We start from the raw sequence: 25,757 nt of genomic DNA, 5'->3' as shown, positions 1-25,757 counted from the left end.
TTTCAGGACGATGTCTTCCCGCGGTCAGTCAGGAGCGAGCGTAGAGAGTCCCGCGCCCGCCGCGGCGGCGAGAAGTTCGGCGTCGTAGGCGACCATCGAATCCGCCTCGAGCCGGACGGCAGTGGCAAGATGAATGGCGTCTGCGCTCCTCAATCCACCGGCGAGGGCGGCCGCATACATGAGGTCGGCACGCGCTATGTCGACCAGGTTGATCGAGTCGGCTACCGAGTTCACCAACTCCGGTTGAAGCTGCGGCCGGCGTCGGACTCCGAGAGGTGGTCCACACCGCGGAAGATGTCCTCGAGAACCGTGCCCCGCGAACCTTCCTGGCTGATGAGGCGCTCCCGTAGCTGCCGGTTGATGGTTTCCAGCTCACCGCGGACCCGGGCGAAGTCGCTGGGCAGCTCATCCGCGAGTAGCAGCAGTTCGGTGGCCCGTTCCAACGCGCGGTCTGCGCTCAGGACCTCGAAGTCGCCGGCCTGGACTCGTTCGATTTCCGCGGTGAGGCGGTCCTGCTCCGCACGCAAAGCCTCCAGGCGCGAGGCGGAACTGGGATCCGTGTCCCGGGCGAGCTGCCGCAAGGAGGCGAAGATGCTGGATAGCCGCGACTCCGTCACTGCCTGGCGGGGCTCAGCAAGCTGGGACACAAACTGAATGGCCATGAGCGCGCCGGGCGAGAGCTCGAAGGTCTCACCACGGGCTTCTTCTGCGACTCGGCGAATCAGGACGCCCTCGTTGCGCCACTCCGAGCAATACGCCTGTGCGGTCTGCGGGAGCTCGAAGCCGTGGTCACGCAGCTCCTGCAAATCGGCGTCGATCAACTCGAAAAGCTCCGGCGCAGGACGCCGTCTTTCCTCTCCACTGAGATGCGTTCCCAAAAGCGCGACGGCGGCGCCCGCGTTGCGTCCGCGCAGCAGGGACCAGGCGGGACTTTCCTTGGCCAGGCGATCGGTTGCGTATGCAGTGCTGAGGGTGCTCACGTCGTCAAAGGTACAACCCGGCGCCGACGAAACGCAGTTCGCGTGTCAGGTCCGTGGCGTTGCGATGAGGTGAGCGGAGATGAGGTCGGTGGACTGTTCATTGGTGATGCTTCCGCTTGTTACCCCGACCACCAGATCGAAGGCCACATCTGTCGGGAAGTTATGCCGGTAGCCGTTGAGTCCCAGAAAAACCACCATCAACGTCCACGCAGTTCTCTTGTTGCCGTCGATGAGGGCGTGATTACGTGCAGTTGATTCAAGTAGAACGGCCGCCTTTTTGGCTAACGCAGGGTAGGCTTCTTGTCCCGCCGCGATTGTCGCGGGCCGGGCAAGAGCCGACTGAAGAATCCCAACGTCGCGGACATGGAAGCCGTACTGCGCGATGATGTAAAGAGCGTCATCGATGTCAAGATATGCCGTCACGCGTCAGCGAGTCGTTCCAGCAACTCCGCATCATGCGCCTTCACGAATGCGAGAGACGCGTCGATGACGTTGCGGCGTGCATGCCGCTCAATCACGAGCTGGGCGCCTTGCAGAATGAGCGCGCTTTTCGAGATGTGAGATTCCGAGGCGATTATGTCGAGCTGGCGATCAAGATCCTTGGGGAGCCGTATGTTGAGTGCCATCCGTCCACGGTACCGGAATGGTACCTCCCACCTCAAAGGCTTTCCGGACAGGGACCAGGACAGCGTTACTGGCGACGACCACGTTCCAGAAGGCCTAGGCCCGTGCGCTACGACTCTCGAGCCGGAGCTCCAGGTCAGTCATGACGATGCCGGCCAGGTCCTCGAGCATGCCGACCTCGTCGGAAGTGAACTGACGGGACTCTGTATCCAGGATGCACAGCGTTCCGAGGTTGAAGCCGTCCCGGGTGCGCAGCGGAACCCCTGCGTAGAACTTCAGACCGAACTCGCCGGCCACTAGCGGGTTGCTGAGCGCCCGGGGGTCCGCTGGCGCATTTTCGACAATCCAGGGGCCGTCCTGCAGGATGGCCGACGCGCACAGTCCCGGGTCCCGGTCGAGCTGTTCCACATCGGTTCCGTAGTGGGACTTGAACCAGATGCGGTCGTGGTCCACAACGCTGACAATCGCCGTTGGCACCGAAAAGATCCGCGAGGCGAGGGACGTGATGCGGTCAAACGCGCCGTCCGGCGGAGTGTCAAGAATGTTGTAACGGCGAACTGCAGCCAGCCGATCCTCTTCATTGTCCGGCACAAGTGAACCCGCCTGCTTACGCCGGGAACGGCCCGCGACCGCCTGTTCGTACAACGCCATCGAGACCTCGCGGGCGGTGGGCCTCGCCGCAGGATCCCTCGATGTCATCGCGGTCAGCAGCGCCACCCATTGAGGATCCAGGTCCGCAGGAATTTCCGGCGCGCGGAATAGTCTCACCACGGCGCTCTCCACCACCGGGCCCGGGAACTCCATTTTGCCGGTGATGCACTGCAGGAGGACGAGGCCGAGCGAATAGATATCGCTCGCGGCATCGACACTCTCGCCCTTGACCTGCTCTGGACTCATATAGGCGACGGTCCCTGTCAGTGAGCTCGCGTCGTCGCCCTTTGTGCCGGTCAGGGCTGCGATGCCGAAGTCGGTCAGCTTGGCGCGAACCCGAGCGTTCCTGGTGCCGTAATCAAAGAGCATGACGTTGGCCGGCTTGACGTCCCGGTGAACCACCGACTGGCTATGGATGTAATCCAGACCATCAGCGAGATCGCACCCAATTTGCGCGGTTTGGCGCAGCTGCAGGGTTCCCTCCGCAATCCGGTGCCGCAGGTCAGGGCCCCGCACCAGTTCCATGACCAGATAGACAAAAGGTGACGCCGGATCGCTGAAGTCGGTTCCGGCGTCGAGCAGGGCTATCAGGCTGTGATGGTTCAGCCGTGCGAGTAGTTTGACTTCAGCGTCATTGCTCCGCTGCTGATGCTCGTCCAGCACATCGGTGGGGATGAGTTTGATCGCCACGTCCCGGGCGAGGAATTCATCCCGTGCCCGGTGGACCGCGGCTTTGGCCCCGACCCCTATCCGTTCGAGCAAGCGGTACCGTCCGCCGAACAAGAGTCCGGGTGTGCTGTCCACGGCCGCCTCAACCATCACTTACCTTCCTTGACCGACATGATCAGTGGGCGACGGAAAAGGAGGAAATCGTCGCTGTGTGTTGGCCACGAAAATTCTACCGGGACGAGGTCAAGCTGTGGGCCCTCCTCAGACTGGAAACTGCAGCTCGCCGTCCTTGTAGACCTGCCCAATCATCTCGCGCAGTCGCGGAAGCTGCCCTTCCGATTCCAACCGACCATTCAGAACGACGACGTCGGCCAGGTAGTCCGGAGCGAGCCGGCCCACTGAGCGCTCCGGAGTGATCAGTTCACCCGCAACCGACGTAGTTGCAGCCAGCACCTGCTCGAGGCTCATGCCAGCGTCTGCCATCAGGGCGAGCTCCTCAAGGTTTTCCCCGTGGACCCCCACACCGGAGTCCGTGCCCATGGCGATCCGGACACCTGCCTCAACAGCACGGGCAACGGAGGCACGGTGATCCTCGGCTACCCGCTTGGCCTTGTCGATGACCTGCGGTGGAAGGCCGCTGGTCCCGGATTCTCCCTTGCGGATGACCGCCCGGGGCGCAGCGAGGGTCGGCACCAGGTAGGCGTTGGTGTCCAGGAACAGCTGGATCGCCTCATCGTTGAGGTAGATTCCGTGCTCGATGGACCGCACGCCGGCCCGCAGTGCGTTGATGATACCGGCGGTGCCCTGCGCATGCGCCATGACGTACTTGCCCTGCAGGTCTGCTTCTTCAACAATGACGGCGATCTCCGCCGGAGTGAACTGCGAATGCCGCGGATCGGTGGTGGGGGAGAGCACTCCGCCGGTCGAGCAGATCTTGATCTGGTCCGCCCCGGCCCGCAGCAGTTGGCGGGTGACCTTCCGGACCTCCTCGACGCCGTCGGCAATTCCGCTCGGCCGCCCGGGGTGGGGCCCCAGTGCAGGGGAGTCCACACCTGACGGCAGCCAGAAATCGCCGTGACCACCGGTCTGGGACATGATGCTGATTGCCAGTCGGAGCCTCGGCCCTTTCACGAGGCCCTGCTCGATGGCCAGCTTGGCGCCGAGGTCAGCGCCGCCGGCATCGCGCGCCGTGGTGATGCCCGCCCGCAGCGTGGCCTCCAGGTTCCGCACCGATTCGTAGAACTGCAATGAGAACGGCTCGGCCACTGCCTGGATGGAACCCGGGTTGGAGGTGGTCGCGTGGATGTGCAGGTCGATCATCCCGGGGAGCACCGTGCGCCCGGTGCAGTCGACCACCGTCGCGCCGTCGTACTGTTCCGCTTTCGAAGCACGCGGGCCCACCGCTTCGATCGTGGTGCCCCGGACAATAACGTCAGCGGGCTCGGGAAGGAAGCGTTCGCCGTCGAACACATGGCCATTGCGGAAAACTGTCGCAGTAGAAGTCATGCAGCCACTCTAGTAACGAAGCGTTAGTAATCGCGCCGCAGCGGCGGATCCTCGCCGCCGGGCCGCTGCACCAGGATCTGGTTCACGCCGTTCAGCCCGCGCTCAAACCCGAGCGCGCTCGAGGCCATATACAGCCTCCACACCCGCGCCCTGCCCTCGCTGGTGAGCCGGACCGCCTCGTCCCAGTTCTCCTCGAGGTTGCGCACCCAGGCACGCAGGGTGAGTCCGTAGTGCAGGCGCAGCGCTTCGACGTCGAGCACTTCCAGCCCCGCCGATTCCAGCGCACCCAGCATCACGGTGAGGCTCAGCATCTCGCCGTCCGGGAAGACGTAGCGGGGGATGAACGAGTCAGGATCCGGCGGCATCTCACCGGCATTCCACGAGATTGCATGGTTGAGTAGCCGGCCGCCGGGCCGCAGCAGGCCGTACAGCTTCGATGCATAGTGCCCGATCTGCTCCCGCCCCACATGCTCCGCCATGCCGATGGAACTGATCGCGTCGAACGGGCCGTCGTTGATGTCGCGGTAGTCCTGAACGCGGATCTCAATCCGGTCAGAAAGCCCGACGGCGGTAGCCCGCTCCCGTGCCAGCGCTGCCTGCTCTTTCGAGAGGGTGATGCCGACGACGTCGACTCCATAGTTTTGCGCTGCGTGCAGCGCGAAGCTGCCCCACCCACAGCCCACATCCAACACCCGCATGCCCTGCCGCAGTCCGAGCTTGCGGCACACGAGATCAAGTTTTGCTTCCTGGGCCGCGTCCAGGCCGGTGGTTTCGTCCGCCCAGACCGCACAGGAGTACACCATCGACGGACCGAGGACGAGCGCATAGAAGTCGTTGCCGACGTCGTAATGGTGTGAAACAGCAGCCGCGTCCCGCTTCTTCGAATGCAGCCGGCCTTTTCTGCTGACGTTCATCTCCTCCGGCGGCGGCGCGGGCGGAAGTCCCAGCGCGCCGACCCGGACGGCGGTGCGGATCAGCTTCCAGCGCTCGCGGAGCGTCGGCGGGCGGAAGGCTTTCAGCTCGGCGAATTTCCCCACCGAGCTGATCGCCGAGAAGCTCTCGAAGAGGTCGCCGGGGCCGTCGATATCCCCGGCGACGTAGGCACGGCTCAGGCCCAGCTGGTTGGGACACCAGAGCATTCGGCGCAACCCGCGGCGGGAGCGGAATTCGATGACCGGAGCACCCGCTGGACCCGCCTCCGAACCGTCCCACGCGTGAAGCCTCAGCGGGATCTCCTCGGTGCCCAGAATGATCCCCAGCGCTTCCGCCAACCGTGGCGCTACTCCCTTTTTCTTCGCCATGCTCCCTTGTCTACTCCCGTTTTCCCGTCGGTGCCAGAGGTCTCGGAGCCCGACTCTGCTTTCGTTCCCGAAGGCAACTAGGATGCTGAAGGGCGAATCGCCCCGTTGATTGCTCAGGGGGATGGGATACATGACACGGCCAGGCCTGGTTCACGCGCACAGACTTGCTCCACCGGACCTTTTCTGGCGCACTTTCGGCGTGATTGTCCTGTTCGTGGGTGTGCTGCTCGGGGTGGCGTTCGCCGTCGGGCCGCTGGTGTTGCTCGCCGTCTATAGGAACCTGTGGCTCCTGCTTCTCCTGCCGGTGGTCGCGGGGGGAGCGTGGATGGCGGTCAAGGCTTTCGGGCACTCCCGCAAGCTGCGTTGGCACTACTCACACCTTCCGCGCGCCACCCTCTTCACCGACCGCATTGAATCGGAGGAATGGCGCACGCCGTTCATGAAGGGCGGCGCGAAGAGTGCAGTCGGTGAGGCGCCCCGCCGCCGCACCATCCCGCTCGATGCCGTGACCTCCGTGGTGGTTTCCTTCGCGATTGTTCGCCGGACAACGACACCCCGCACAGCGACCCCTATCATCGAGACCGCTCCGGTCCTGTATATCCGGTACGACGACGACGGCCGCCAGGAATTGCTGAGCGTGCCCTTCTCGTCGCACAAGGATGAGGGTGTTGACCGGTGGCTGAGCTACTTCGCCGGCGCAGGCATTCCGCTTCACTACACTCCCCGGTTCCTCTTCCGGCACGACACACAGGTCCTCACTGACGCTGACCGGCTGAAGCATCTCAACGCTGCGGCCGACCTCATTCCCTACACCTTCTCGGAGGGCTGGCTGGCGGATGAACAAGAACTGGGTGCCCAGTGGATAGCACTCGACAAAGCGATCCGCCGTGAGGAAGAGGCTAAGGACCCCGAGTTGAAGGACAGGCGCGCCCGGCACTCGGGGCGGACCTGGATCTCGATGGGACTGATTTTCGTCTGGCTGATGGCTACTCTGTTCGTCCAGCAGCTCGCCGCGGAGTGGGGATACCTCGATCCCGGCAACCCACTGGTCAGCTTCATCTGCGTTATCGCTTTCGGGTTCGCCTTCTTCTACTTCCTCCGCAGCTACCTTCGCTGGCCCTACATGTTCATCTATTCGGGCGGCGTGCTCGTCAGCGCTATAGTGGTGCTGATCCCGAGCCGCCCAGGGGTGGAGCTGGAGCTGAGCACGAGCTTTCTCCTGGCCGCCCTCGCCTACCAGCCGCTCTGCTGGCTTCCCTACCTGGTGGTGAAGAAGGTCGCGGCGAAGTTCAAGGCACGCGATGAGGCTCTGGAGGATCCCAAGGTTCCGGCGTAGTTCGGCTACAGCACCCGGACCTGTCCTGCACTGACCTCCCACCGGGCATCCAGCCGCACGTTCTCAAGCATCCGGCGGTCATGGGTGACCAGCAGCAGCGCACCCGTGTAGTCCTCGAGTGCTTCCTCGAGCTGCTCGATGGCCGGTAGGTCGAGATGGTTAGTGGGTTCGTCGAGCACCAGCAGGTTCACCCCGCGTGCCTGCAGCAGCGCAAGTCCGGCCCGGGTGCGCTCGCCGGGGGAGAGGTTGCCGACGAGTGCCCCGGTCTGGTCGGCCTTGAGGCCGAACTTGGCGAGCAGGGTGCGCACCTCGGCCTGCGCCAACTCCGGTACGGCCGCTTCGAAGGCTGCAGCAAGCGTTTCGTCCTCGGCAAGCTGTCCGCGCGCCTGGTCGATTTCGCCGACGGCGACGTTGGCACCCAGTGAGGCTGCGCCGTCGTCGGGGTCTTGATGACCCAGCAGGAGACGCAGCAGGGTGGACTTTCCCGCTCCGTTGGGGCCGGTGATGCCGATGCGTTCGCCGGCGTGGAGCTGCACCGACACCGGACCAAGGGTGAAGTCTCCCTGACGCGCCACGGCGCTGTTCAGCGTTGCCACCACTGAGCTGGAGCGCGGCGCCGAACCGATGCTGAACTGCAGCTGCCATTCCTTGCGCGGCTCCTGCACCTCGTCCAGCCGAGCGATCCGCGATTCCATCTGCCGGACCTTTTGTGCCTGCTTCTCTGAGGACTCGGTGCTGGCGCGGCGGCGGATCTTGTCATTGTCCGGGCTCTTCTTCATCGCATTCCGGACGCCCTGCGAGCTCCACTCGCGCTGGGTGCGGGCGCGTGAGACGAGGTCCTGCTTCTTGTCGGCGTATTCCTCGTACGCCTCGCGCGCGTGCCGTTTCGCGACGGCGCGTTCTTCAAGGTAGGCGTCGTAACCGCCGTCGTACACCGCCACCTGGTTCTGCGCGAGGTCAAGCTCCACCACGGTGGTGACGCAGCGGGCAAGGAACTCACGGTCATGGGAAACGAGCACCGCCCCGCCGCGCAGGTTGCGCATGAACGCTTCCAGCCGGGCCAGTCCGTCGAGGTCCAGGTCATTGGTGGGCTCATCAAGAAGGACGACGTCGAACCGGCTCAGCAGCAGCGCGGCGAGGGCAACCCGGGCGAGCTGGCCGCCGGAGAGCCCGGTGACCAGCGCGTGCTGTCCAACACCCGGCGCGACGTCGGCCAGAACCGCTGGGAGCCGGTCTTCCAGATCTGCTGCTCCCGAGGCGAGCCAGTGTTCAAGGGCCGCCGAGTAGCGGTCATCGGCGCCCTTGACGTCGGTGCCGAGCTCCTCTGCTGCGGCTTCCATCGCCTGGGTGGCGGCAGTGGCGCCGGTCCGGCGGGCAATGTACTGCTCGACCGTCTCACCGGCGGTGCGCTCGTGTTCCTGCGGGAGCCAGCCGACGAAGGCGTCCTTCGGCGCGCACATCACGGAGCCTGCGATCGGCTCATCTACGCCGGCGAGCAGCCGGAGCAGCGTCGACTTCCCGGCGCCGTTGGCTCCCACCACTCCGACGACGTCGCCCTCGGTGACGGTGAGGTCCAGGTTGGAGAAGAGGGTGCGGTGGGCGTGGCCGCCGGAAAGCGCCTTGGCCACGAGGGTTGCAGTCATTGATTCAGTGTAGAAGTTGGAGGGCAGTAAGCCGTGTTTCAGGCAGAGGGTGCAGACTGGACAGGTCAGTATCCAACGCCCCCCTCTGGAGGAACAGGCATGACCGATTCGGGATCCACGCTCATCATCCTTGGGGGAACTGGAGACCTGGCAGCCCGCCTGCTCCTACCAGGGCTGGGAAAGCTGCTCACGGAGGAACCGGAACGGCGGGTCATGCTGCTGGGTTCAGGACGTAAGCAGTGGAGCGATGACCAATGGCGCAGCACAGTGCGTGAAGCCTTCTCCACCGTGGACGCCCATGGCGCTGCCGTTGACCATGTCCTGTCCACGTCGCGCTACCTTGCCGTGGATTACTCCTCTCCCGAGGAACTCGCCGGGCTCGTCCGGGAAGCACACGGCAAGCCGATCATCTACTTCGCACTGCCGCCGGGCGTAACGGCCACTGCAGTGAAGGCCCTACAGGATGCACAGCTGCCGGAGGGCACCGTGCTGGCGCTCGAAAAACCCTTCGGCAACGACCGCAGGAGTGCAACCGAGCTGAATGAACTGGTCGCCGGTGTGGTTCCGGAGTCGCAGGTCTTCCGGGTGGACCACTTTATGGGCGAGTCAACAGTCCTCAACATCCTCGGGTTGCGCCTTGCCAACCGGGTATTTGAGCCACTCTGGAACCGGGACCATATTGCGCGGGTGGAGATCGTGTATGACGAGCAACTCGGGCTCGAAGGCCGCGGCGGCTACTACGACAAGGCCGGAGCCATGGTGGACATGCTCCAGAGCCATCTGCTGCAGATCATGGCGCTGATTGTCATGGAGCCGCCGGCCGAGCTTGACGCTGCGGATTTTCACGCCGCCAAAGTCCAGGCGCTCCGCTCGATTCACCTGTGGCGGAATGACCCGCGGACGGCGAGCAGGCGTGCCCGCTACACGGCCGGCACCGTTGGCGAACGGGAACTGCCGGCCTACGCCGAGGAAGACGGTGTGGATCCCGAGCGCAACACCGAAACCCTCGCCGAGCTCGATGTCGAGGCGACGAACCGGCGTTGGGCGGGAGTGCCCTTCACCCTGCGTTCCGGCAAGGCGATCGGACAGCCGCGCCAGGAAGTGATCGTGACCTTCCGCGAGGTACCGCACCTGCCCGAGCGGCTGAACGGAAAGAACCGGCCCAACGTGCTGCGCCTGAACCTTGGCGACGGCAGCGTGGATCTGGGAATCAACGTGAACGGATCCGGGCACCCCCTGGAACTTCAGCGGACGCACCTGTCGGCAGACGTGGGACCCGGGGACCTGAATCCCTATGGGGAAGTCCTGCGCGGAATGCTCGATGAGGATGCGATACTCGCCCTGGACGGTGCCGCTGCTGAAGAAGGCTGGCGGATTGTCGATTCGGTGCGCGAGGCGTGGGCGGGCGGTGAGGTGCCGCTGGATGAATACGAGGCAGGTTCAAACGGTCCACAGTGGCCTCGCCCCTAGTGACCGGACCGATTCTGACCCGCGGGCAGGGTTTCGGTAAATAACAAGCGAAGGAGTTCCTCTGTGCACATGCCGAATGGCGAAGCGGCCGCGATAGCAGACTATGGACTGCTGGCAGATTGCCAGGGATCCGCACTTTCCTCACGGGACGGTTCCGTCGACTGGTGGTGCCCTCCGCGCTTCGACGCCCCCAGCGTGTTTGGGCGCCTGCTGGATCCCGACGCCGGACATTGGACTATCCGCCCGACGGGCACCTTCACGGCAACGCGCCGGTACCTTCCCGGGACCATGGTCCTCGAGACCGAGTTCGAGTGCGGGGATGGAACCGTTCTGCTGACGGACGCGCTGGCCCTGGGGCCAGGGGAGCGCGGCCACGAAATCGGGCACAACTCCCCGCATATGCTGCTTCGCCGGGTCGAGGTAACACGGGGAACCGTTGAACTGGCGGTCGATCTTGCTGCGCGGCCGGAGTACGGACTGATCACTCCTCATTGCACGCAAACCGCAACCGGGTGGGTCATCAGCGGCGGCGCCGACCGCCTCACGTTGACCGCCGGGTTGAACCTCACTGCCGCCGACGGATCTCTCGGCGGTACCTACCGGCTGTCGAAAGGGGAAGCCGCTGTTTTCGCGCTCCGTCACCACGGCGCAGTGGCCGCTGCGCAACCGGCGGTCGACGGCGCCGCTGAGCTGGACAACACCATTGCAGCGTGGCGGTCCTGGAGCGACATGCACCAGAGCTACCGGGGTGCCTACCGCGAGCAGGTGCACCGCAGCGCGCTGGTGCTCCAGGCACTCACCTATAGTCCGACCGGCGCGGTCGTCGCGGCACCCACCACCTCCCTGCCGGAAGAGCCGGGCAGTACCGCCAACTGGGACTACCGCTACGGTTGGCTGCGTGACGGCAGCCTCACGCTCAAGGCGCTGTGGGTGGCAGCGTGTCCGGACGAGGCGCAGGATTTCTTCGACTGGATCACCACTTCTGCCGGAGTGCTACGCGACGGGCACCTGAGCATCATGTTCGGCGTGGGCGGCGAGCATGACCTCACCGAGCGCGAACTGGACCACCTGGCCGGTTATGCCGGATCCCGGCCGGTCCGTGTCGGCAATGACGCCTGGGACCAGAAGCAGCTTGACGTCCTCGGTGAGGTCTTCGAGTGTGCCTGGATCCTGCGGGACCAGCTCGGCGAATTCCCTTCCGAGACCCGGGAGTTCCTGATCGCCGTTGCGGACAGGGCTGCCCAGACCTGGCGGGAGAACGATTCGGGAATCTGGGAAGGCCGTGAAGGAACACGGGACTACGTCACCTCGAAACTGATGTGCTGGGTGGCGTTGGACCGCGCGCTGAAACTGGCTGACCGTCTCGGTGCCGCTCAGAAGGTGCCGGAGTGGGAGCGTGAACGGGAAAGCATCCACGCCGCCATCCTCGACCAGGGGTGGGACAGCACGGTCAACGCATTCACAGGCGCCTTTGGCTCGGACCATCTCGACGCCGGTGTGCTCCTGATGCCGATCATGGCCTTCCTCCCGCCTGACGACAGCAGAATCCTGGCAACCCTGGACGCGATGGAGCGCGAACTTGCCACCGGGAACCTGATCCAACGATGGACAGGCTCAGGTGATGAAGGTGCCTTCATCATGTGTTCCTATTGGTTGGCCAGCGGATGGGCGATGGCAGGCCAACCGGAACGCGCCAGAAAAATCTTCGACGAAGTGACCGGATACGCAAACGACCTCGGCCTTCTTTCGGAGGAGATCGACATCAGGAGCGGCGCCCTGATCGGGAACTTCCCGCAGGGTCTGTCCCATATCGGCCTCATCAACGCGGCCTGGGCTATCACCCAGTCAGAAGACGCACAGGCAGCACAGGCCTGAGCCCCGCTCAGAACGCAGCGACCCCGGCCTCCGCAACCTCCTGGTCCTGCTCGATGGTTCCGGTTGAGACACCGACGGCGCCCACAATGTCACCGTTGCGTACCAGGGGAATGCCGCCGGGGAACACCACCAGCCGGCCGCCGTGGGCGTCATTCAATCCGTAGATCGGGCCGTCCGGCCGGGTGAGCCCCTGCAGGTCACCGGTCTCGCACTGGAAGGCGATTGCCGTGTAGGCCTTGTTGATGGCAATGGTGATGCTGCCGATGTTGGCGCCGTCCATGCGGACATGGGCTTTCAGGTTGCCGCCGGCGTCGACGACGGCAATGTCCATCGGCTGCCCGATTTCCGTTGCCTTGGCGGCCGCGGCATCAATGACGCGGCGCGCTTCCTCGGCGGTGACTGTCTCAAGCACGCTTCCAGTTGCCATGGTGTTTCCTGTCGGTAGGGGGGGGGGTGATTGAGCAACCTAAGCACGCCCTGGGCGGTCCTGACGAGGTGGTGATTACCCGCAAGGCGAGGGGTGGGTAACCCCCCATTCCGGTGTGCGGTACGCACCCCTACTGTGGAGTTTGAACCCTACTCAGGAGGTATGTGTTGTGGGCGTTGTTCCCCTGAAAGACATCGTTGATCCGGCGTTTGAGTCCCGCTACGGCGTTCCTGCAATCAACATTTTCAATGACCTGACCATGGAGGCTGTACTGGCAGGCGCGGTTGAAGCCCGCTCGCCGGTCATCCTGCAGACCTCGGTCAAAACCGTGCGCAGTATCGGGTCGCGGGTGCTGTTCGACATGTGGCAGTCATTGACCCGCGGCATCGAGGTACCGGTGACCCTTCACCTGGACCACTGCCCGGACCGGGAGGTCGTGACGGAGTGCCTGAAAGCCGGCTGGAACTCCGTGCTCTTCGACGCCTCCGAGCTGCCGGTCGAGGAGAACCAGCGCCAGACCATCGACGTGGTCGCCGAAGCCCGCAGCTACGGCGCGCAGGTCGAGGGGGAGATCGAGTCCATCACCGGCGTCGAGGACGATCACGGCTCCGATGAAGTGTCGCAGCAGCAGAGCCTGGAGACCGCGCTCGCGTTCATCGACGCCACCGGCATTGACGTGTTTGCTCCCTCGATCGGCAACGCACACGGCTCCTACAAGGCAGCTCCGGTGCTCGACGTCGAGCGGGTCACCCAGATCGTCGAGGCCCGGAACATTCCCATTGCGCTCCACGGCGGAAGCGGACTGAGCCCGGAACAGTTCGCCGACCTCATTGCCCGCGGCTGCGCCAAGGTGAACATCTCGACGGCGCTCAAGGAAACGTACATGCAGTCCTCGTTGTCCTTCCTGAAGCAGGCTGAGCAGAACAACAAGTGGGATCCGCCGTCACTGTTCAAGCACACACGCGGTGACGTCGTGGCCATGGTGACACAGCTCGCGGACCAGTTCGGCAGCGCAGGAAAGGCCGGACATTAGGATGCCGGCGCTCATCTTTGATTGCGACGGCGTCCTGGCCGACACTGAGCAGCACGGTCACCTGCCTGCCTTCAACCAGACCTTCACCGACTTCAACGTTCCGGTGCAGTGGACCTCGGAGGAGTACGCGCAAAAGGTGAAGATCGGCGGCGGCAAGGAGCGGATGCGGAGCATCCTGACCGAGGAGCTGGCCGCTTCGCTCGGACTGACTAACGACGCCGCTGTGGACCAGGCGATCCGCGACTGGCACAAGCGCAAGACCGACATCTACAAGGGACTGGTTGAAAGCGGCGCGATGCCGGGACGGCCCGGAATTGGGCGCATCGTCGCTGAAGCGCACGACGCCGGCTGGACCCTTGCGGTGGCATCCACCTCTGCCGAACCTGCCGTGCGCGCCGTACTCGGCCATGCGGTCGGTCCGGAACTCGCCGCCCACTTCTCCGTGTTTGCAGGTGACATCGTGCCGCACAAGAAGCCGGCGCCGGACATTTATCTGGTAGCGCTCGGTGACCTGGGCCTGCAACCGGATGACGCCGTCGTCATCGAGGACAGCCGCAACGGAATGCTGGCCGCGCTGGCGGCAGGGCTGCGGACCGTCGTCACGGTCAGCGGCTATACAAAAGAGGAGGATTTCAGCGGCGCTTCGCTGGTTGTCTCCTCCCTCGGCGATCCGGATAACGGCGAACCCACCGCGGTGTTGCAGAACCCGCTCGGCCTTGACGTACCGGATGCCGTCTCGCTGGCCGTCCTGCAGGACATCCTCGACCGCCCGGCACCGTCAGCACCCTCCACCACCGCTTCGACCCCTACGGAGAAATCATGACCGCCACAGATCTCGCGGACGTCGAATACGTTGTCCGTACTCTTGCCCAGACGGCAGTGGACCAGGAAAAGGAGTTCGGTGACCTTGACGCTGTCGTCGGCGACGGCGACCTCGGCTACTCGCTGGCGCGCGGCTTCGAGAAGGTCCTTGCTGACTGGGACAACCTCAAGCGCGACGACGTCGCCACCTTCCTGCAACAGGTGGCTGTCGCCATCTCCAGCCGGATCGGCGGAACCTCCGGGCCGCTCTGGGGCACGGCGTTCCTGCGCGCATCAATGACAGCCAAGAGCCTCGACACCATTGACGGCACTGCAGCCGTGGCAATGCTCCGGGCAGCGACCGATGGGATCAAGGCACGTGGTAATGCCGACCTGGGCGACAAGACGCTGCTCGACGCACTGGTGCCGGCCACCGATGAACTCGAGCGGCAGATCCAGTCCGGTGCAGGGGCCGCGGAGGCGCGCGCTGCCTTTGCGAAGACCGCCCGCGAATGCGCCGACGCCACGAGCAAGCTCGAGGCCAGGCGCGGCCGTGCCAGCTACAGCGGCGAGCGCAGCATCGGTTCACCGGATGCCGGTGCAGTGGCGGTTGCCATCATCATCGAGCGCATTGTCTCCGAGTGGTCGAACCGCTGATTTCTTTCGTCACACCCCTTTTCCCCAACCAGCACAACGATGTGGAGCCCCCATGAAGAAGTTCGTCAATGATCCGCAGCAGTTTGTTCCAGAGATGCTCGAAGGCCTTGCACTGGCCAACCCGGACACCCTGAAGTATGTGCCCGAGTACAACCTCATCATGCGCGCCGACGGCCCGGACGAGAACAAGGTCTCGATTGTCCAGGGCTCCGGCTCCGGCCACGAACCGGCGCACGTGATGATCGTCGGAAAGGGAATGCTCGACGCCGCGTGCCCGGGCGACGTCTTCGCCGCACCCCCGTTCGATTACGTGTATGAGACCACCAAGATGCTCGCCTCACCCAAGGGCGTCCTGCTGCTCGTCAACAACTACACCGGTGACAAGATGGTCTTCGAAATGGCCCAGGAAATGTCCTCCGCCGAAGGCATCAACGTCAAGACCCTGTTCATCAACGACGACGTATCGGTGGAGGACTCCACCTATACGATCGGCCGTCGCGGCGTGGCCGGCAACTTCTTCGTCATCAAGGCCGTCGCCGCTGCTGCCGAGCGCGGAGCGGATCTCGACGAGGTCATCCGCATCGGTGAAAAGGTCAACTCCGTCACCCGGACCATGGGTGTGGCGCTCACTGCCTGCACACCTCCCGCCAAGGGCAGTCCGCTCTTTGAGCTCGGCGAGGATGAGATCGAGATGGGCGTGGGCATCCACGGCGAGCCGGGACGCCGTCGGGCCAAGATGATGCCTGCCAACGAGATCGTCGATGAACTACTCACCCCCGTGGTCAAGGATCTTCCGTTCGGAGACGGCGACCGCGTTGCCCTCATGGTCAACGGCCTCGGCGGCACGCCCATCAGCGAGCTCTACCTGCTCTACGGCCAGGCCCACAAACGGCTCGCTGAGCAGGGCATCACGGTGGGCCGCAGCTACGTCGGTGAATACTGCACCTCCCTGGACATGGCCGGTGCCTCCATCACCCTGGTCAAGCTCGACGACGAAATCGAAGGGCTCCTGAACGACCCCGCGGAGATCCCCATCCGCGTGTTCTGACCAGCTGAAAGCCACAGCAGGGCCCGTCCAACCCCCACCGGACGGGCTCTGCTGTGTTTCTGTTTTGGTGCCGGTTCCCGCCCCGCTGCTTCCCCTCCGTGCTGCTGATCAGCCGAAAAGGAATGACGCTTCGTCGTAGCGCTCCTGCGGAACCGTCTTGAGGCGCCCGACTGACTCTTCCAGGCTCACCCGCACAATCTCTGTTCCCCGGCTGGCGACCATGGTGCCCCATTCCCCGTTCTGGGCGGCGTCCACAGCGGCCCGGCCAAGGCGGGTGGCAAGGACCCGGTCAGCTCCGCTCGGAGCCCCGCCGCGCTGGATGTGCCCGAGGGTGGTGGACCGCGTTTCGATACCGGTCCGTTCCTCGATAATCGGAGCAAGCCGTTCGCCGATGCCGCCCAACCGCGGCCGGTTGAAAGCATCCAGCCCACGCTCCGAATGCGGCTGGGTCATCTCCGCGGAGACGAATCCCTCGGCGACCACCACCAGGGGAGTGCGGCCGCGCTCGAACGGCGTACGCACCCAGGCACAGATCTGGTCGAGCGTGGCTTCCTGTTCAGGGATCAGGATTGCGTGGGCGCTGGTGGCGATACCCGCATGCAACGCAATCCACCCGGCATGCCGGCCCATGACCTCGGCGATCATGCAGCGGTGGTGCGATTCCCCCGTCGTCTTCAGCCGGTCGATGGCCTCGGTGGCAATCTCGACCGCCGTGTGAAAGCCGAACGAGTAGTCGGTAGCGGACAGGTCATTGTCGATGGTCTTCGGCACCCCGACAATCCGGACCCCGTGCCGGCTAAGGATCTGGGCGGCGGCCAGCGTGCCCTCGCCGCCGATCACAATGAGCGCGTCGACGCCCGCCGAGCGCAGGTTCGCCTTGATATGGGCAGCTCCGCCGTCCTCACCGCGCTCGCCGAACGGGCTCGTCCGTGAGGTCCCGAGGATGGTGCCGCCCAGCTTGGCCAGCCCACGCACGCTCATCCAGTCGAGATCGATGAAATCGGCATCCACCAATCCCCGCCACCCGTCCAGGATGCCCACGAACTCCTGTCCGTGATCCCGGCTGCCACGCAGCACGCAGGCGCGGATCACCGCGTTGAGTCCGGGGCAGTCTCCGCCACTGGTCAGGATGCCGATGCGGCTCATTGAGCGTTCCACATCATCGTGTGTGTCTCCTCGATGGCGTTTGATGAGGTGCAGAACGAGTCCGCTCCACCCTTCAACCCAACCACTTGCGCCGTTCCGGCAAAATGAGGATTAACCCGAACGTTGCCATGAGGGAATACCCGCAGGGTGCCACCCGTTACGTGAGAACCGAGCGTCAGAGAGGACGTCATGGACCTAGTCGCGCAGAACCCCGTTACGCTGTACGGCGGATCGCACCGAATGACCGGTTTTCCCGAGGAACTTGATCCCATGATCGGAATCGCCAGGGACCTCGCCGGACGGTTCGAGATCCAGACGCTCCTCCAGCGGATCCTCGTCCATGCCACCTCCCTTCTCCACTGCGAGTCCGGCTCCATCGCGCTCGTCGACGAGGCCAAAGGTACGTACACCAAGAAGGTGGACATCGGCGTCGGCTGTCAGGAAGGGCAGACCTTCTCGCTTTCGGAGGGGCTTACCGGCAGGGTGGTCGGCAGCCGCTCAACTGTGGTGCTGGGAGCGTATTCTGAAATTGAGCGCGGCCACATCGCTGCCAATGATCCACGGTGGAACTGTGCGGTGATCGGTGTCCCGCTGCAGTGGGATGAGCAGATCGTCGGCGCGTTCATCCTTTTCAGTCCCGACAGCAGCCGCACCTTCACACGGGATGAGGCCCGCCTGGCGGAACTGTTCGCGGGTCACGCCGCCATTGCCCTAGGGAACTACGATCTCCATGCCCAGGCGGCCACCCGGGAACGCGAGGCCGCTGTAGCAGCAGAACGTGAACGCGCGGTGCGGGACGTGCATGAAACCCTCGGCCGATCACTCGCAGCACTGTTGCTCAGCCTTGATGATGCGGACAAGGCCCTGGCCGGGGTGAGCGAAGGCTCGGGCACTGACATCCGGAAAGCCTCCGCCCATATCAGCACGGCGAAAACCGTCGCCCACGATGCGCTGGCTGAAACGCGCCGGACGGCACTGGGGCTGGGACCGGCGTCGTTGGCTGGTAAATCGTTGGAGGAGGCCATCCGCGGGGAACTGGTGTGGGCGGAAGCGATGTCCGGTGCAGCCACCCGGTTGACCATCATCGGGGACCAGCTGCCGCTTGCCCCAGAGGTTGAGCATCAGGCGTTCAAGATCGTGCAGGAAGCCCTGAATAATGTCGTCCTCCACTCGCGTGCTGCGAGTGTGCGCGTCGGGCTGATATACGACGGCGGTTCCCTGGCCGTGGTGATTGAAGACAACGGGCGGGGATTTGACCCGGCCGCTGCGCACGGTGACCACTCGGCGCTGCCCACCAGTTGCCTTGGCCTGCACGGCATGACATCGCGGGCCATCCATCTCGGCGGAACCCTGCAGATCGACAGCGTTCCGGGATGGGGAACAACGGTCAAGGCGGTCCTGCCGCATGCCGCTCCTGGCCGTCGGGCAGTGCAGGAGCCGCGGTGGCGGATCCTCATTGCCCACGACGCCCCCGTAGTGAGCGCCGGGCTGGTGAGGCTGCTCGGCATCGCTGAGCCTGCCATCCAGGTCGGAGCCGAGGTCCACTCGGCGGACCAGCTGCTGGAAGCGTATGAACTGCTCCATCCCGATGTCGTGCTGATGGACCTGGACATGGTGCACGCGAACACCGCGCTGGTCGGCAGGATGAGGGAACTGGGTCCTGACGCCGTCGTCGTGGTGCTGACCGATAACCCGACCGTCGATCAGGTGCGCTCGGCGAAGCAGGTGGGCGTGCGCGGATTCATCAACCGCCGTGCCGGCGGCGAATCGATTGCCCGGACCATTGTGGCGGCTGGGCAGGGGCAGGCGTTGCTGGAAGGGGACGTGTTTGATCGTCTGCTGGACTCGTCCGGGGAGAAGGAGACGGACAATCTGACCACCCGCGAACGGGAGGTCTGCGCGATGGTGATCCGTGGAATGGCGGACAAGCAGATCGCGCGTGAACTTCAGATCTCGGTGAAGACAGTGGAGAAGCACGTCGGCTCTATTCTCCGCAAGACCGGTGCCCGCAACCGGACCATGCTCGTGGGGATGAGCGGGCGGACCGCCGACTCTTTGCTCCAGTTCGACGGGTGAGTTGCGAGCCGGCCGGGCTGGACCGGAAGCAATGATGAGAAGTTGTTGAACAATCTCTTGCCAATATTGTTCAACAACCTGTATCGTTCCTCGGGACGATAATTGTGACGCTAGTCACCCCGACGTACGGACGGACCCCATGGCAGAAGGCAGCACCAAACTCAATCTGAGCTCCTCAGCTCGGCGCTCAGCCCTGCTGGGCGCGATGTTCCTGATGGCGACCAGCGCCATCGGCCCCGGCTTCATCACCCAGACAACGGTCTTCACCGCACAGCTCGGCGCGGCGTTCGCCTTCGCCATCCTGGCGTCCATCCTCATCGACATTGCAGTGCAAATGAACGTCTGGCGGGTCATCGGAGTTTCCGGGCTGCGGGCGCAGGAGCTCGGCAACCGGGTGGTTCCCGGCGTCGGCTGGTTCCTTGCGGGCCTGGTCTTCCTCGGCGGTGTGGTCTTCAACATCGGCAACATCGCGGGAACGGGCCTTGGCGCCAACGCGATGCTCGGCGTTGACCCGAAGATCGGCGGCGCCATTTCCGCCGTCATCGCCATTCTGATCTTCGTCAGCAAGCGGGCGGGCCTGGCGCTGGACCGCATTGTGGTTCTTCTCGGCGCCATCATGATCCTGCTGATGATCTACGTAGCCATCGTTGCGGCTCCGCCGCTGGGTGACGCGCTGAAAAATACGTTCCTGCCCGAGGAGATCGACTTCCTCATCATCACCACGCTGGTCGGCGGCACCGTTGGCGGCTACATCACCTACGCCGGCGCCCACCGCATGCTCGACTCCGGGGCCACCGGAATTGAACACGTTCAGCAGATCACGCGAAGCTCGGTGATCGGCATTATTGTCACCGGCGTCATGCGGGTACTGCTGTTCCTTGCGATCCTTGGTGTGGTTGCCGGCGGCACCGTCCTGAGCAGCAACAACATGGCAGCCGAAGCCTTCGGCGCCGCGGCCGGTGAGATCGGAATGCGGGTGTTCGGCATCGTCCTCTGGGCCGCTGCCATCACCTCCGTGATCGGCGCCTCGTTCACCTCGGTTTCCTTCATCACCTCCTCGAAGACCCCTGAGCGCAAGCGAAACCTCATCACCGTCGCCTTCATCGTGGTCTGCGCCACGGTCTATCTCTTCCTCGGGCAGGCACCGCAGCAGCTGCTGATCTTCGCCGGAGCGTTCAACGGTCTGATCCTGCCGGTCGGGTTCGGTGTGCTCCTGTGGGTAGCCTGGCGCCGTCGCGACCTCATGAACGGCTACAACTATCCGAAGTGGCTGCTGATCGTCGGTGTGGTGACCTGGCTGCTCACGCTCTTCCTCGGCTGGACCTCGATCATGGGGCTCGCGCAGCTGTGGTCCGCATGATCAGCTGGAGCCCGGAAGACCGCGCCGCCGCCACGCCGGCCGAAGCGCGGGAGGCCTTCCGCAACGGACTGGTGGTACCGACGTCGGGCTGGTCCCGCGGTTACGCGCAGGCCAACGTGCTGGCCATCCCGCGTGAGCAGGCCTTCGACCTGCTCCTCTTTGCCCAGCGCAACCCGAAGTCCTGCCCCATTCTGGGCGTGCTCGAGCCGGGACAGACCGCGGGACCGCTGCTGGCAGGCGGAGACATCCGAACCGACGTCCCGAAGTACACGGTGTACCGGAACGGCGAAAAGGTCGACGAGCCAACCGACATCGGGCGTTACTGGCGCGAGGACCTCGTTACGTTCCTGATCGGCTGTTCCTTCACTTTCGAAGCTGCGCTGCAGGACGGCGGCGTCCGGATTGCGCACATCGACCAGGGCGTCAACGTGCCGATGTACCGGACAAACCGGCAGTGCGCTCCCGCCGGCGCCATGTCCGGCCCGCTGGTGGTCTCGATGCGCCCTGTCCCGGCGGCACAAGTGGCCGACGCCGTCCGGATCACGTCCCGCTACCCGGCTGTTCACGGTGCGCCGGTGCACGTGGGCAATCCGGAGGAGCTTGGCATTGCTGACCTTGGCGCCCCCGACTTCGGTGAGGCTGTCCAGATCCCCGACGGACACCTGCCGGTGTTCTGGGCGTGCGGCGTGACCCCGCAGGCGGCAGTGATGCAGTCCCGTCCGCCGCTGGCCATCGGCCACGCACCCGGGCATATGCTGATCACCGACGCGAGGGACAGCGACTACCTGGTGCCGTAAGCCCCGAGTTCAGGGAACTTTTGTGCAGGTCTAGTGGCTTCCGACCCCATCGAAGCCACTGGACCTGCGCAAAAGTTCCAGGGGGTGGCGCGCTTCAGCGGCGGATTCCCCGGCTGAAGTACAGGATTGGTGCCAGAAAGTTGAGGCCAATCCCTACCGCCCACAGGCTCTTACGTCCGTTGACCTGGCTCTCGGGCCGCCTGGCTAGGTCAACCCACGCGGTAGCCGCGAGCGACAACTGCACCGACGCAGCGGTCAGAACCGCTCGTTGCTGCGCGGGCGTCAGGTCGCTCCACTTTCTGGCCTTTATTGTCTTCATCACAGGTCACCGCCCGGTCTTGGTTCATTCGTCGCTGTGCAGCGATCCATCTGGTCACCCTATTTTATGGAACGGGCACAGGGCTCTACCGCGGGGCGCCCGGAGAGGGCACACTGGGGTCAACCGCTGCAATCGACGCGCTGACCCAGGAGGTATGTCATGGGAGACCCCGACCCACCCCGGCTTGTGGAGGAGTACTCGTGAGGGCGCTCCAGTACCGTGCTGTGGGTGCCGCGCCGGAGGTTGTCGAGGTCGAGACGCCGGTGCCCGGGCCTGGGCAGGTGCTTCTGCGCGTCACGGCCGCGGGCGTGTGCCATTCGGACCAGTTCATCATGGACCTGCCCGAGGATCAGTACATCTATGGGCTGCCTCTTACGCTGGGTCACGAGGGAGCCGGCGTCGTTGAATCCTGGGGCGACGGGGTGAAAGGCCTTACCGTCGGCGAGCCGATGCTGGTCTACGGGCCGTGGGGGTGCGGACGCTGCTACACCTGCGCGCAGGGCAAGGAGAATTACTGTGAGGTAGCGGCAGAGCTCGAAATCAGGCCTCCCGGTCTGGGTGCGCCGGGGGCGATGGCGGAGTATCTGCTTATTGACGATCCTCGTCATCTTGTGCCGCTCGGAGACCTGGACCCTGTTGCCAGTGTGTCCCTGACCGACGCAGGATTGACCCCGTACCACGCCATCAAGCAGTCCCTGCCGACCCTGGTCCCCGGGTCGACCGCAGTGGTCATCGGTGTCGGCGGACTGGGCCATGTAGCCATCCAAATTCTGCGCACGCTGACGGCGAGCACCATCATTGCCCTTGACCAGTCAGAGCCGAAGCTGGATCTCGCCCTCGAAGTCGGCGCTGACCAAGCGTTTGTGCCGGGTGAGGAGGCGGAGAGGCAGATCCGGGCTCTGACCGGCGGCCGGGGCGCAACGGCGGTCTTCGACTTTGTGGGAGCACCGGCGACAACGGCCTTTGCATCACAAGTGGTGAGTGTCGGCGGTGAAATTGCAATTGTCGGCGTCGGCGTCGGAACGGTGGATGTCGGATTCTTTTCCACGCCGTGGGATGCCGCTGCACGGGCTCCCTACTGGGGATCGCGGTCCGAACTGATGGAAGTGGTGCAGCTGGCGCGGGCAGGAAAGATCTCCGTGGAGATTGAGACTTTCAGCCTTTCCGATGCGCCCGTCGCATATGAACGGCTGCGGGCCGGCACTATCCGCGGCCGCGCAGTCATCGTGCCCGAACAGCAGGAACCCGGACGGTGAGTGGTGCTGTGGGATCCGCTCACCCTCCGTCGCGCCGCATCGTCGTCGCATTCCGGGACGGGGAAAGGGGGCCGGCTATTCTACGGTGGTCAGCCGAGCGCGCCCGGCGCACCGGTCAATCCGTCACCCTGGTGCATGCGATTCCTGACCCGTCACTCGTCCTGCCGGTGGCTGCGGGAGGGACACCCTACCGCAGCCTGGTGGACGCGGCGCGGCAGTTGATGGATGACGAGGAAGCACGCGCGGAGCTGGAGTACCCGGATGTTCGGTTCGCCTCAACCGTTCACTGCGGTGAAATCGTCGACGCATTGCTGGGTATCGCGGAGAACGCGGCACTCGTGGTCGTAGGGGCTGACCGGGTAGACCGACGGACCGGGGAGTACCTGGGATCGGTCGGCCATCAGGTTGCGCTGGGAAGCGCATGTCCCGTCGTGGTCCTTCCCCGTGATGCGCAGGCTCTTGACGGCGGCAGCGGGGGAGTAGTTGTGGGCGTCGATGGCTCGCCCGAGTCCCATGCAGCGCTTCGCGTGGCCGTCGTTGAAGCAGACCGTTCTGGTCACGCGCTGACGGTCGTCACTTCATCGAAAGGCACGGAAACCGCCGACGACGGTCCAACCGGTGATGCTGCTTCCCAGGAACTCGCGGACATGCTCGATGCCCTGCGCGCCAGCTATCCGGAGGTGCGGATCTCCAGGGTGACCGATCAGGAGCGGGCTCCTGACGAAGCATTGAAGCACCGCGCCTCGGGCGCCTCCCTCCTTGTCATCGGGCGGCATGGCCGTGGGGCGAGGTCGGGAATCCAGTTGGGGTCCGTCACCCACAAGCTTCTGCTGGATCCGCAGTGCCCCGTTATGGTGATCACCGGTTAGGGGCCTCGCCCTCGAGGTGCCCCAGCAGCTCGGCTTCGGCGGCGTCGAGGTAGGCCCGCAGGTCAGCGGCTGCACGCTCGTTCTCGCCGGCGCGCAACTGCTCAACGAGCGCCGCATTGCGGTCCACGTAGTGCGTGTGAAAATCGGGCGCCGCGGACATGGCATGGAACACCAGCCGCATCTCCGCCAGGACCTTGTCCATCAGTTCCCGCAGCAATTCGCTGCCGGTCAGGCTGACGACAGCCTCGTGGAACGCCTGGTTCGCGTTGGCCATGTCGCGAACGGAGCCGGCATCACGTGCAGCTTTGGCCTTCCGGATGATGGCGTCCATCGCATCGAGCTGTGCAGGAGTGGGCCGGCCCCAGAGCACGGCCGAAGGTTCAATAGTCCGCCGGACCCGGTAGATTTCGCGCACTTCCTCCGCACCGGGCGCTGCCACGAAAACGCCCCGGTTCGGGATGCGCGTCACGATCGACTCACCCGCGAGCGTTGCGAACGCCTGCCGCAACGTATTCCGCGAAACCCCCAGCGACTCCGACAGCGCCTGCTCCGACAACTTCGAGCCCGGGGTCAGCTGCCCCGCCGCAATCCGCGCTCGCAGCACCGAAGCAATCCACGCCGTCGTATGGGCGTGCTCAGCTGCGGTTGTCGTATCCGTTGCAGTATTCATGGCTACTCAACCGTACCCAACACCTCACCACGTACGACGGCGGCACCCGGCTCCTGCGCGCCGCGCCGGAAAGTGCCGGCGGACGATGCAGAGACCACGGTCTCCATCTTCATTGCCTCCACCACCACGACGGGCTGGTCCGCGCTCACCTGGGCGCCGTCGTCGGCCAGCCATTTCACGAGGTTGCCGCCCATCGGGGCGGTGATGGCGCCGTCGTCCGCTGTCTTCTCCTCCACACCGGAAGGAGGAACGACGGCGGTGCTTCCGCCGCTCATCAGCGCAGCGAACACCTGCGCCGGCAGGCCTAGTTGAACGGCCTTACCGTCGAGCTCCACCGTGAGCGTCTCCCGGCGGGCAACGGGGCCAGTGAGCCCGCTGTCGAGCGAGGCAGCGAGGCGCCCGGTGAACTCGGACTCGATCCACGTGGTGTAGACGCCGAGGCGGTCGGTCTGGGTGAAGTCCGGATCGCGGACAACCGCACGGTGGAACGGGACCACCGTGGGGAGCCCTTCGATCCGGAGCTCGTCCAGGGCGGTCCGCGCACGGCGCAGGGCTTGCGCGCGGTCCGCGCCGAGGACGATCAGCTTGGCCATGAGGGAGTCGTATTCGGCCGGAACGCTGGAGCCGGAACGGACGCCGGTGTCTACGCGGATCCCGGCGCCGGTGGGGGCCTCGAAGACGTCGACCGGCCCGGGGGAGGGCAGGAACCCGCGGCCGGCGTCTTCGGCGTTGAGCCGGAATTCGATGGCGTGGCCGTGCGGTACAGGGTCCTCGGTGATGGACACGGGCAGGCCGGCGGCGATGCGGAACTGCTCACGCACGAGGTCGATCCCGGATGTCTCCTCGGTCACCGGGTGCTCCACCTGCAGGCGGGTATTGACCTCGAGGAAGGAGATCACGCCGTCTGGCGCCACGAGGTACTCGACTGTTCCTGCACCGGTGTACCCGGCTTCGCGGCAGATGGCGCGGGCGGATTCGTGAATGCGGCTGCGCTGGTCCTCGGTGAGGAACGGCGCGGGTGCTTCCTCCACAAGCTTCTGGTTGCGCCGCTGCAGCGAACAATCGCGGGTGCCGACAACGACGACGTTCCCGTGCGTATCCGCCAGCACCTGGGCTTCGACGTGGCGCGGCTTGTCGAGGAACCGCTCGACGAAGCACTCGCCGCGGCCGAACGCCACGGTGGCCTCGCGGACGGCGGAGTCGAAGGCATCGTCGATGTCCTCGAGCCGGTGGGCGATCTTGA

The 25,757-nt window shown here is 64.8% G+C and carries 25 protein-coding genes; 12 read left to right on the top strand and 13 right to left on the bottom strand.

The window, feature by feature from the left end:
• Nucleotides 1-24: 24 nt before the first annotated feature.
• The 7 genes from P4U43_RS00125 to P4U43_RS00095 form a co-directional block, all read right to left on the bottom strand.
• Entirely contained in the window at nucleotides 25-234 is a 210-nt protein-coding gene (locus P4U43_RS00125; RefSeq protein WP_277356903.1) for a PIN domain-containing protein, read from the bottom strand.
• Complete coding sequence (locus P4U43_RS00120; RefSeq protein ID WP_277356902.1) at nucleotides 231-980, bottom strand: DUF3375 family protein; 750 nt, start codon at nucleotides 978-980, stop codon at nucleotides 231-233. The genes P4U43_RS00125 and P4U43_RS00120 overlap by 4 nt, the downstream gene beginning before the upstream one ends.
• A 45-nt stretch (nucleotides 981-1,025) precedes the next feature.
• Nucleotides 1,026-1,403 carry a type II toxin-antitoxin system death-on-curing family toxin gene (locus P4U43_RS00115; protein WP_277356901.1) on the bottom strand — a complete coding sequence of 126 codons (378 nt, stop codon included), beginning with the start codon at nucleotides 1,401-1,403 and terminating at the stop codon, nucleotides 1,026-1,028.
• On the bottom strand, nucleotides 1,400-1,606 hold the full coding sequence (locus P4U43_RS00110; protein ID WP_277356900.1) for a hypothetical protein: 207 nt from the start codon (nucleotides 1,604-1,606) through the stop codon (nucleotides 1,400-1,402). Before P4U43_RS00110 ends, P4U43_RS00115 begins: the two co-directional genes overlap by 4 nt.
• A gap of 94 nt (nucleotides 1,607-1,700) precedes the next feature.
• Nucleotides 1,701-3,074 carry a GAF domain-containing serine/threonine-protein kinase gene (locus P4U43_RS00105; RefSeq protein ID WP_277357076.1) on the bottom strand — a complete coding sequence of 458 codons (1,374 nt, stop codon included), beginning with the start codon at nucleotides 3,072-3,074 and terminating at the stop codon, nucleotides 1,701-1,703.
• Between the two features lie 111 nt (nucleotides 3,075-3,185).
• A complete protein-coding gene (locus P4U43_RS00100) occupies nucleotides 3,186-4,430 on the bottom strand; it encodes a metal-dependent hydrolase family protein (RefSeq protein WP_277356899.1) in 1,245 nt (414 codons plus the stop codon).
• Nucleotides 4,431-4,453: 23 nt separating this feature from the next.
• Entirely contained in the window at nucleotides 4,454-5,731 is a 1,278-nt protein-coding gene (locus tag P4U43_RS00095) for an SAM-dependent methyltransferase (protein WP_277356898.1), read from the bottom strand.
• 130 nt (nucleotides 5,732-5,861) lie between these two features.
• Here P4U43_RS00095 and P4U43_RS00090 point away from each other — a divergent pair, with 130 nt between their 5' ends.
• Nucleotides 5,862-7,067: a hypothetical protein gene (locus tag P4U43_RS00090; protein ID WP_277356897.1), complete on the top strand. Its 1,206-nt coding sequence runs from the start codon at nucleotides 5,862-5,864 to the stop codon at nucleotides 7,065-7,067.
• Nucleotides 7,068-7,072: 5 nt separating this feature from the next.
• Here the strand turns inward: P4U43_RS00090 and P4U43_RS00085 are convergent, their stop codons facing one another.
• Complete coding sequence (locus P4U43_RS00085) at nucleotides 7,073-8,710, bottom strand: ABC-F family ATP-binding cassette domain-containing protein (protein WP_277356896.1); 1,638 nt, start codon at nucleotides 8,708-8,710, stop codon at nucleotides 7,073-7,075.
• A 99-nt stretch (nucleotides 8,711-8,809) separates the two neighbouring features.
• On the opposite strand from P4U43_RS00085, the gene P4U43_RS00080 reads away from it, so the two are divergent.
• Nucleotides 8,810-10,180, top strand: a complete 1,371-nt coding sequence (locus P4U43_RS00080) for a glucose-6-phosphate dehydrogenase (protein ID WP_277356895.1) — start codon at nucleotides 8,810-8,812, stop codon at nucleotides 10,178-10,180.
• A 69-nt stretch (nucleotides 10,181-10,249) separates the two neighbouring features.
• Complete coding sequence (locus tag P4U43_RS00075; protein WP_277356894.1) at nucleotides 10,250-12,055, top strand: glycoside hydrolase family 15 protein; 1,806 nt, start codon at nucleotides 10,250-10,252, stop codon at nucleotides 12,053-12,055.
• Nucleotides 12,056-12,062: 7 nt separating this feature from the next.
• On the opposite strand, the gene P4U43_RS00070 is transcribed toward P4U43_RS00075, so the two are convergent.
• A complete protein-coding gene (locus P4U43_RS00070) occupies nucleotides 12,063-12,482 on the bottom strand; it encodes a GlcG/HbpS family heme-binding protein (protein WP_056549125.1) in 420 nt (139 codons plus the stop codon).
• A 169-nt stretch (nucleotides 12,483-12,651) separates the two neighbouring features.
• On the opposite strand from P4U43_RS00070, the gene P4U43_RS00065 reads away from it, so the two are divergent.
• From P4U43_RS00065 to dhaK, 4 genes are read left to right on the top strand one after another with little or no spacing between them, the layout of a single operon-like run.
• On the top strand, nucleotides 12,652-13,515 hold the full coding sequence (locus tag P4U43_RS00065; RefSeq protein ID WP_056549123.1) for a class II fructose-bisphosphate aldolase: 864 nt from the start codon (nucleotides 12,652-12,654) through the stop codon (nucleotides 13,513-13,515).
• Between the two features lies 1 nt (nucleotide 13,516).
• A complete protein-coding gene (locus tag P4U43_RS00060) occupies nucleotides 13,517-14,338 on the top strand; it encodes an HAD-IA family hydrolase (protein WP_277356893.1) in 822 nt (273 codons plus the stop codon).
• The gene (gene dhaL, locus P4U43_RS00055; RefSeq protein WP_277356892.1) at nucleotides 14,335-14,973 is read left to right on the top strand and encodes a dihydroxyacetone kinase subunit DhaL; all 639 of its coding nucleotides are present in this window, start codon (nucleotides 14,335-14,337) and stop codon (nucleotides 14,971-14,973) included. Before P4U43_RS00060 ends, dhaL begins: the two co-directional genes overlap by 4 nt.
• Nucleotides 14,974-15,025: 52 nt before the next feature.
• Nucleotides 15,026-16,021, top strand: coding sequence for a dihydroxyacetone kinase subunit DhaK (gene dhaK / locus P4U43_RS00050; RefSeq protein ID WP_277356891.1), 996 nt, complete (start codon nucleotides 15,026-15,028; stop codon nucleotides 16,019-16,021).
• A gap of 108 nt (nucleotides 16,022-16,129) precedes the next feature.
• Here dhaK and P4U43_RS00045 read toward each other — a convergent pair whose 3' ends face one another.
• Nucleotides 16,130-17,167, bottom strand: coding sequence for an ATP-dependent 6-phosphofructokinase (locus P4U43_RS00045; protein ID WP_277356890.1), 1,038 nt, complete (start codon nucleotides 17,165-17,167; stop codon nucleotides 16,130-16,132).
• Nucleotides 17,168-17,356: 189 nt separating this feature from the next.
• Here P4U43_RS00045 and P4U43_RS00040 point away from each other — a divergent pair, with 189 nt between their 5' ends.
• The 3 genes from P4U43_RS00040 (at nucleotide 17,357) to P4U43_RS00030 (ending at nucleotide 21,400) form a co-directional block, all read left to right on the top strand.
• Nucleotides 17,357-19,243, top strand: coding sequence for a LuxR C-terminal-related transcriptional regulator (locus P4U43_RS00040; protein WP_277356889.1), 1,887 nt, complete (start codon nucleotides 17,357-17,359; stop codon nucleotides 19,241-19,243).
• A gap of 139 nt (nucleotides 19,244-19,382) precedes the next feature.
• The gene (locus P4U43_RS00035; protein ID WP_277356888.1) at nucleotides 19,383-20,603 is read left to right on the top strand and encodes an NRAMP family divalent metal transporter; all 1,221 of its coding nucleotides are present in this window, start codon (nucleotides 19,383-19,385) and stop codon (nucleotides 20,601-20,603) included.
• The gene (locus P4U43_RS00030) at nucleotides 20,600-21,400 is read left to right on the top strand and encodes a putative hydro-lyase (protein ID WP_277356887.1); all 801 of its coding nucleotides are present in this window, start codon (nucleotides 20,600-20,602) and stop codon (nucleotides 21,398-21,400) included. The genes P4U43_RS00035 and P4U43_RS00030 overlap by 4 nt, the downstream gene beginning before the upstream one ends.
• A 94-nt stretch (nucleotides 21,401-21,494) precedes the next feature.
• Here P4U43_RS00030 and P4U43_RS00025 read toward each other — a convergent pair whose 3' ends face one another.
• Nucleotides 21,495-21,719, bottom strand: coding sequence for a hypothetical protein (locus P4U43_RS00025; RefSeq protein ID WP_277356886.1), 225 nt, complete (start codon nucleotides 21,717-21,719; stop codon nucleotides 21,495-21,497).
• 200 nt (nucleotides 21,720-21,919) lie between these two features.
• Here P4U43_RS00025 and P4U43_RS00020 point away from each other — a divergent pair, with 200 nt between their 5' ends.
• A complete protein-coding gene (locus tag P4U43_RS00020) occupies nucleotides 21,920-22,975 on the top strand; it encodes an NAD(P)-dependent alcohol dehydrogenase (RefSeq protein WP_277356885.1) in 1,056 nt (351 codons plus the stop codon).
• Entirely contained in the window at nucleotides 22,972-23,844 is an 873-nt protein-coding gene (locus tag P4U43_RS00015; RefSeq protein WP_277356884.1) for a universal stress protein, read from the top strand. Before P4U43_RS00020 ends, P4U43_RS00015 begins: the two co-directional genes overlap by 4 nt.
• On the opposite strand, the gene P4U43_RS00010 is transcribed toward P4U43_RS00015, so the two are convergent.
• Both P4U43_RS00010 and P4U43_RS00005 read right to left on the bottom strand, forming a co-directional pair.
• The gene (locus P4U43_RS00010) at nucleotides 23,834-24,514 is read right to left on the bottom strand and encodes a GntR family transcriptional regulator (protein ID WP_277356883.1); all 681 of its coding nucleotides are present in this window, start codon (nucleotides 24,512-24,514) and stop codon (nucleotides 23,834-23,836) included. The two genes, P4U43_RS00015 and P4U43_RS00010, sit on opposite strands and share 11 nt — an antisense overlap.
• A gap of 2 nt (nucleotides 24,515-24,516) precedes the next feature.
• Nucleotides 24,517-25,757: ATP-binding protein (locus P4U43_RS00005; RefSeq protein ID WP_277356882.1), on the bottom strand; the 1,241-nt coding region annotated here is incomplete at its 5' end.

It is taken from the genome of Arthrobacter vasquezii (assembly GCF_029455255.1).
Lineage (GTDB): Bacteria > Actinomycetota > Actinomycetes > Actinomycetales > Micrococcaceae > Arthrobacter_D > Arthrobacter_D parietis.
The sequence above is the reverse complement of the archived record's forward strand: the minus strand, read 5'-3'. Positions and strand labels throughout refer to the sequence as shown.

Coding starts and splice junctions, on each gene's coding strand:
- P4U43_RS00035 (WP_277356888.1), top strand. CDS start 19,383: ATGGCAGAAGGCAGCACCAAACTCAATCTGAGCTCCTCAGCTCGGCGC.
- P4U43_RS00070 (WP_056549125.1), bottom strand. CDS start 12,482: ATGGCAACTGGAAGCGTGCTTGAGACAGTCACCGCCGAGGAAGCGCGC.
- dhaK (WP_277356891.1), top strand. CDS start 15,026: ATGAAGAAGTTCGTCAATGATCCGCAGCAGTTTGTTCCAGAGATGCTC.
- P4U43_RS00030 (WP_277356887.1), top strand. CDS start 20,600: ATGATCAGCTGGAGCCCGGAAGACCGCGCCGCCGCCACGCCGGCCGAA.
- P4U43_RS00095 (WP_277356898.1), bottom strand. CDS start 5,731: ATGGCGAAGAAAAAGGGAGTAGCGCCACGGTTGGCGGAAGCGCTGGGG.
- P4U43_RS00110 (WP_277356900.1), bottom strand. CDS start 1,606: ATGGCACTCAACATACGGCTCCCCAAGGATCTTGATCGCCAGCTCGAC.
- P4U43_RS00080 (WP_277356895.1), top strand. CDS start 8,810: ATGACCGATTCGGGATCCACGCTCATCATCCTTGGGGGAACTGGAGAC.
- P4U43_RS00045 (WP_277356890.1), bottom strand. CDS start 17,167: ATGAGCCGCATCGGCATCCTGACCAGTGGCGGAGACTGCCCCGGACTC.
- P4U43_RS00090 (WP_277356897.1), top strand. CDS start 5,862: ATGACACGGCCAGGCCTGGTTCACGCGCACAGACTTGCTCCACCGGAC.
- P4U43_RS00075 (WP_277356894.1), top strand. CDS start 10,250: ATGCCGAATGGCGAAGCGGCCGCGATAGCAGACTATGGACTGCTGGCA.
- P4U43_RS00010 (WP_277356883.1), bottom strand. CDS start 24,514: ATGAATACTGCAACGGATACGACAACCGCAGCTGAGCACGCCCATACG.
- dhaL (WP_277356892.1), top strand. CDS start 14,335: ATGACCGCCACAGATCTCGCGGACGTCGAATACGTTGTCCGTACTCTT.
- P4U43_RS00085 (WP_277356896.1), bottom strand. CDS start 8,710: ATGACTGCAACCCTCGTGGCCAAGGCGCTTTCCGGCGGCCACGCCCAC.
- P4U43_RS00040 (WP_277356889.1), top strand. CDS start 17,357: ATGGACCTAGTCGCGCAGAACCCCGTTACGCTGTACGGCGGATCGCAC.
- P4U43_RS00025 (WP_277356886.1), bottom strand. CDS start 21,719: ATGAAGACAATAAAGGCCAGAAAGTGGAGCGACCTGACGCCCGCGCAG.
- P4U43_RS00060 (WP_277356893.1), top strand. CDS start 13,517: ATGCCGGCGCTCATCTTTGATTGCGACGGCGTCCTGGCCGACACTGAG.
- P4U43_RS00105 (WP_277357076.1), bottom strand. CDS start 3,074: ATGGTTGAGGCGGCCGTGGACAGCACACCCGGACTCTTGTTCGGCGGA.
- P4U43_RS00100 (WP_277356899.1), bottom strand. CDS start 4,430: ATGACTTCTACTGCGACAGTTTTCCGCAATGGCCATGTGTTCGACGGC.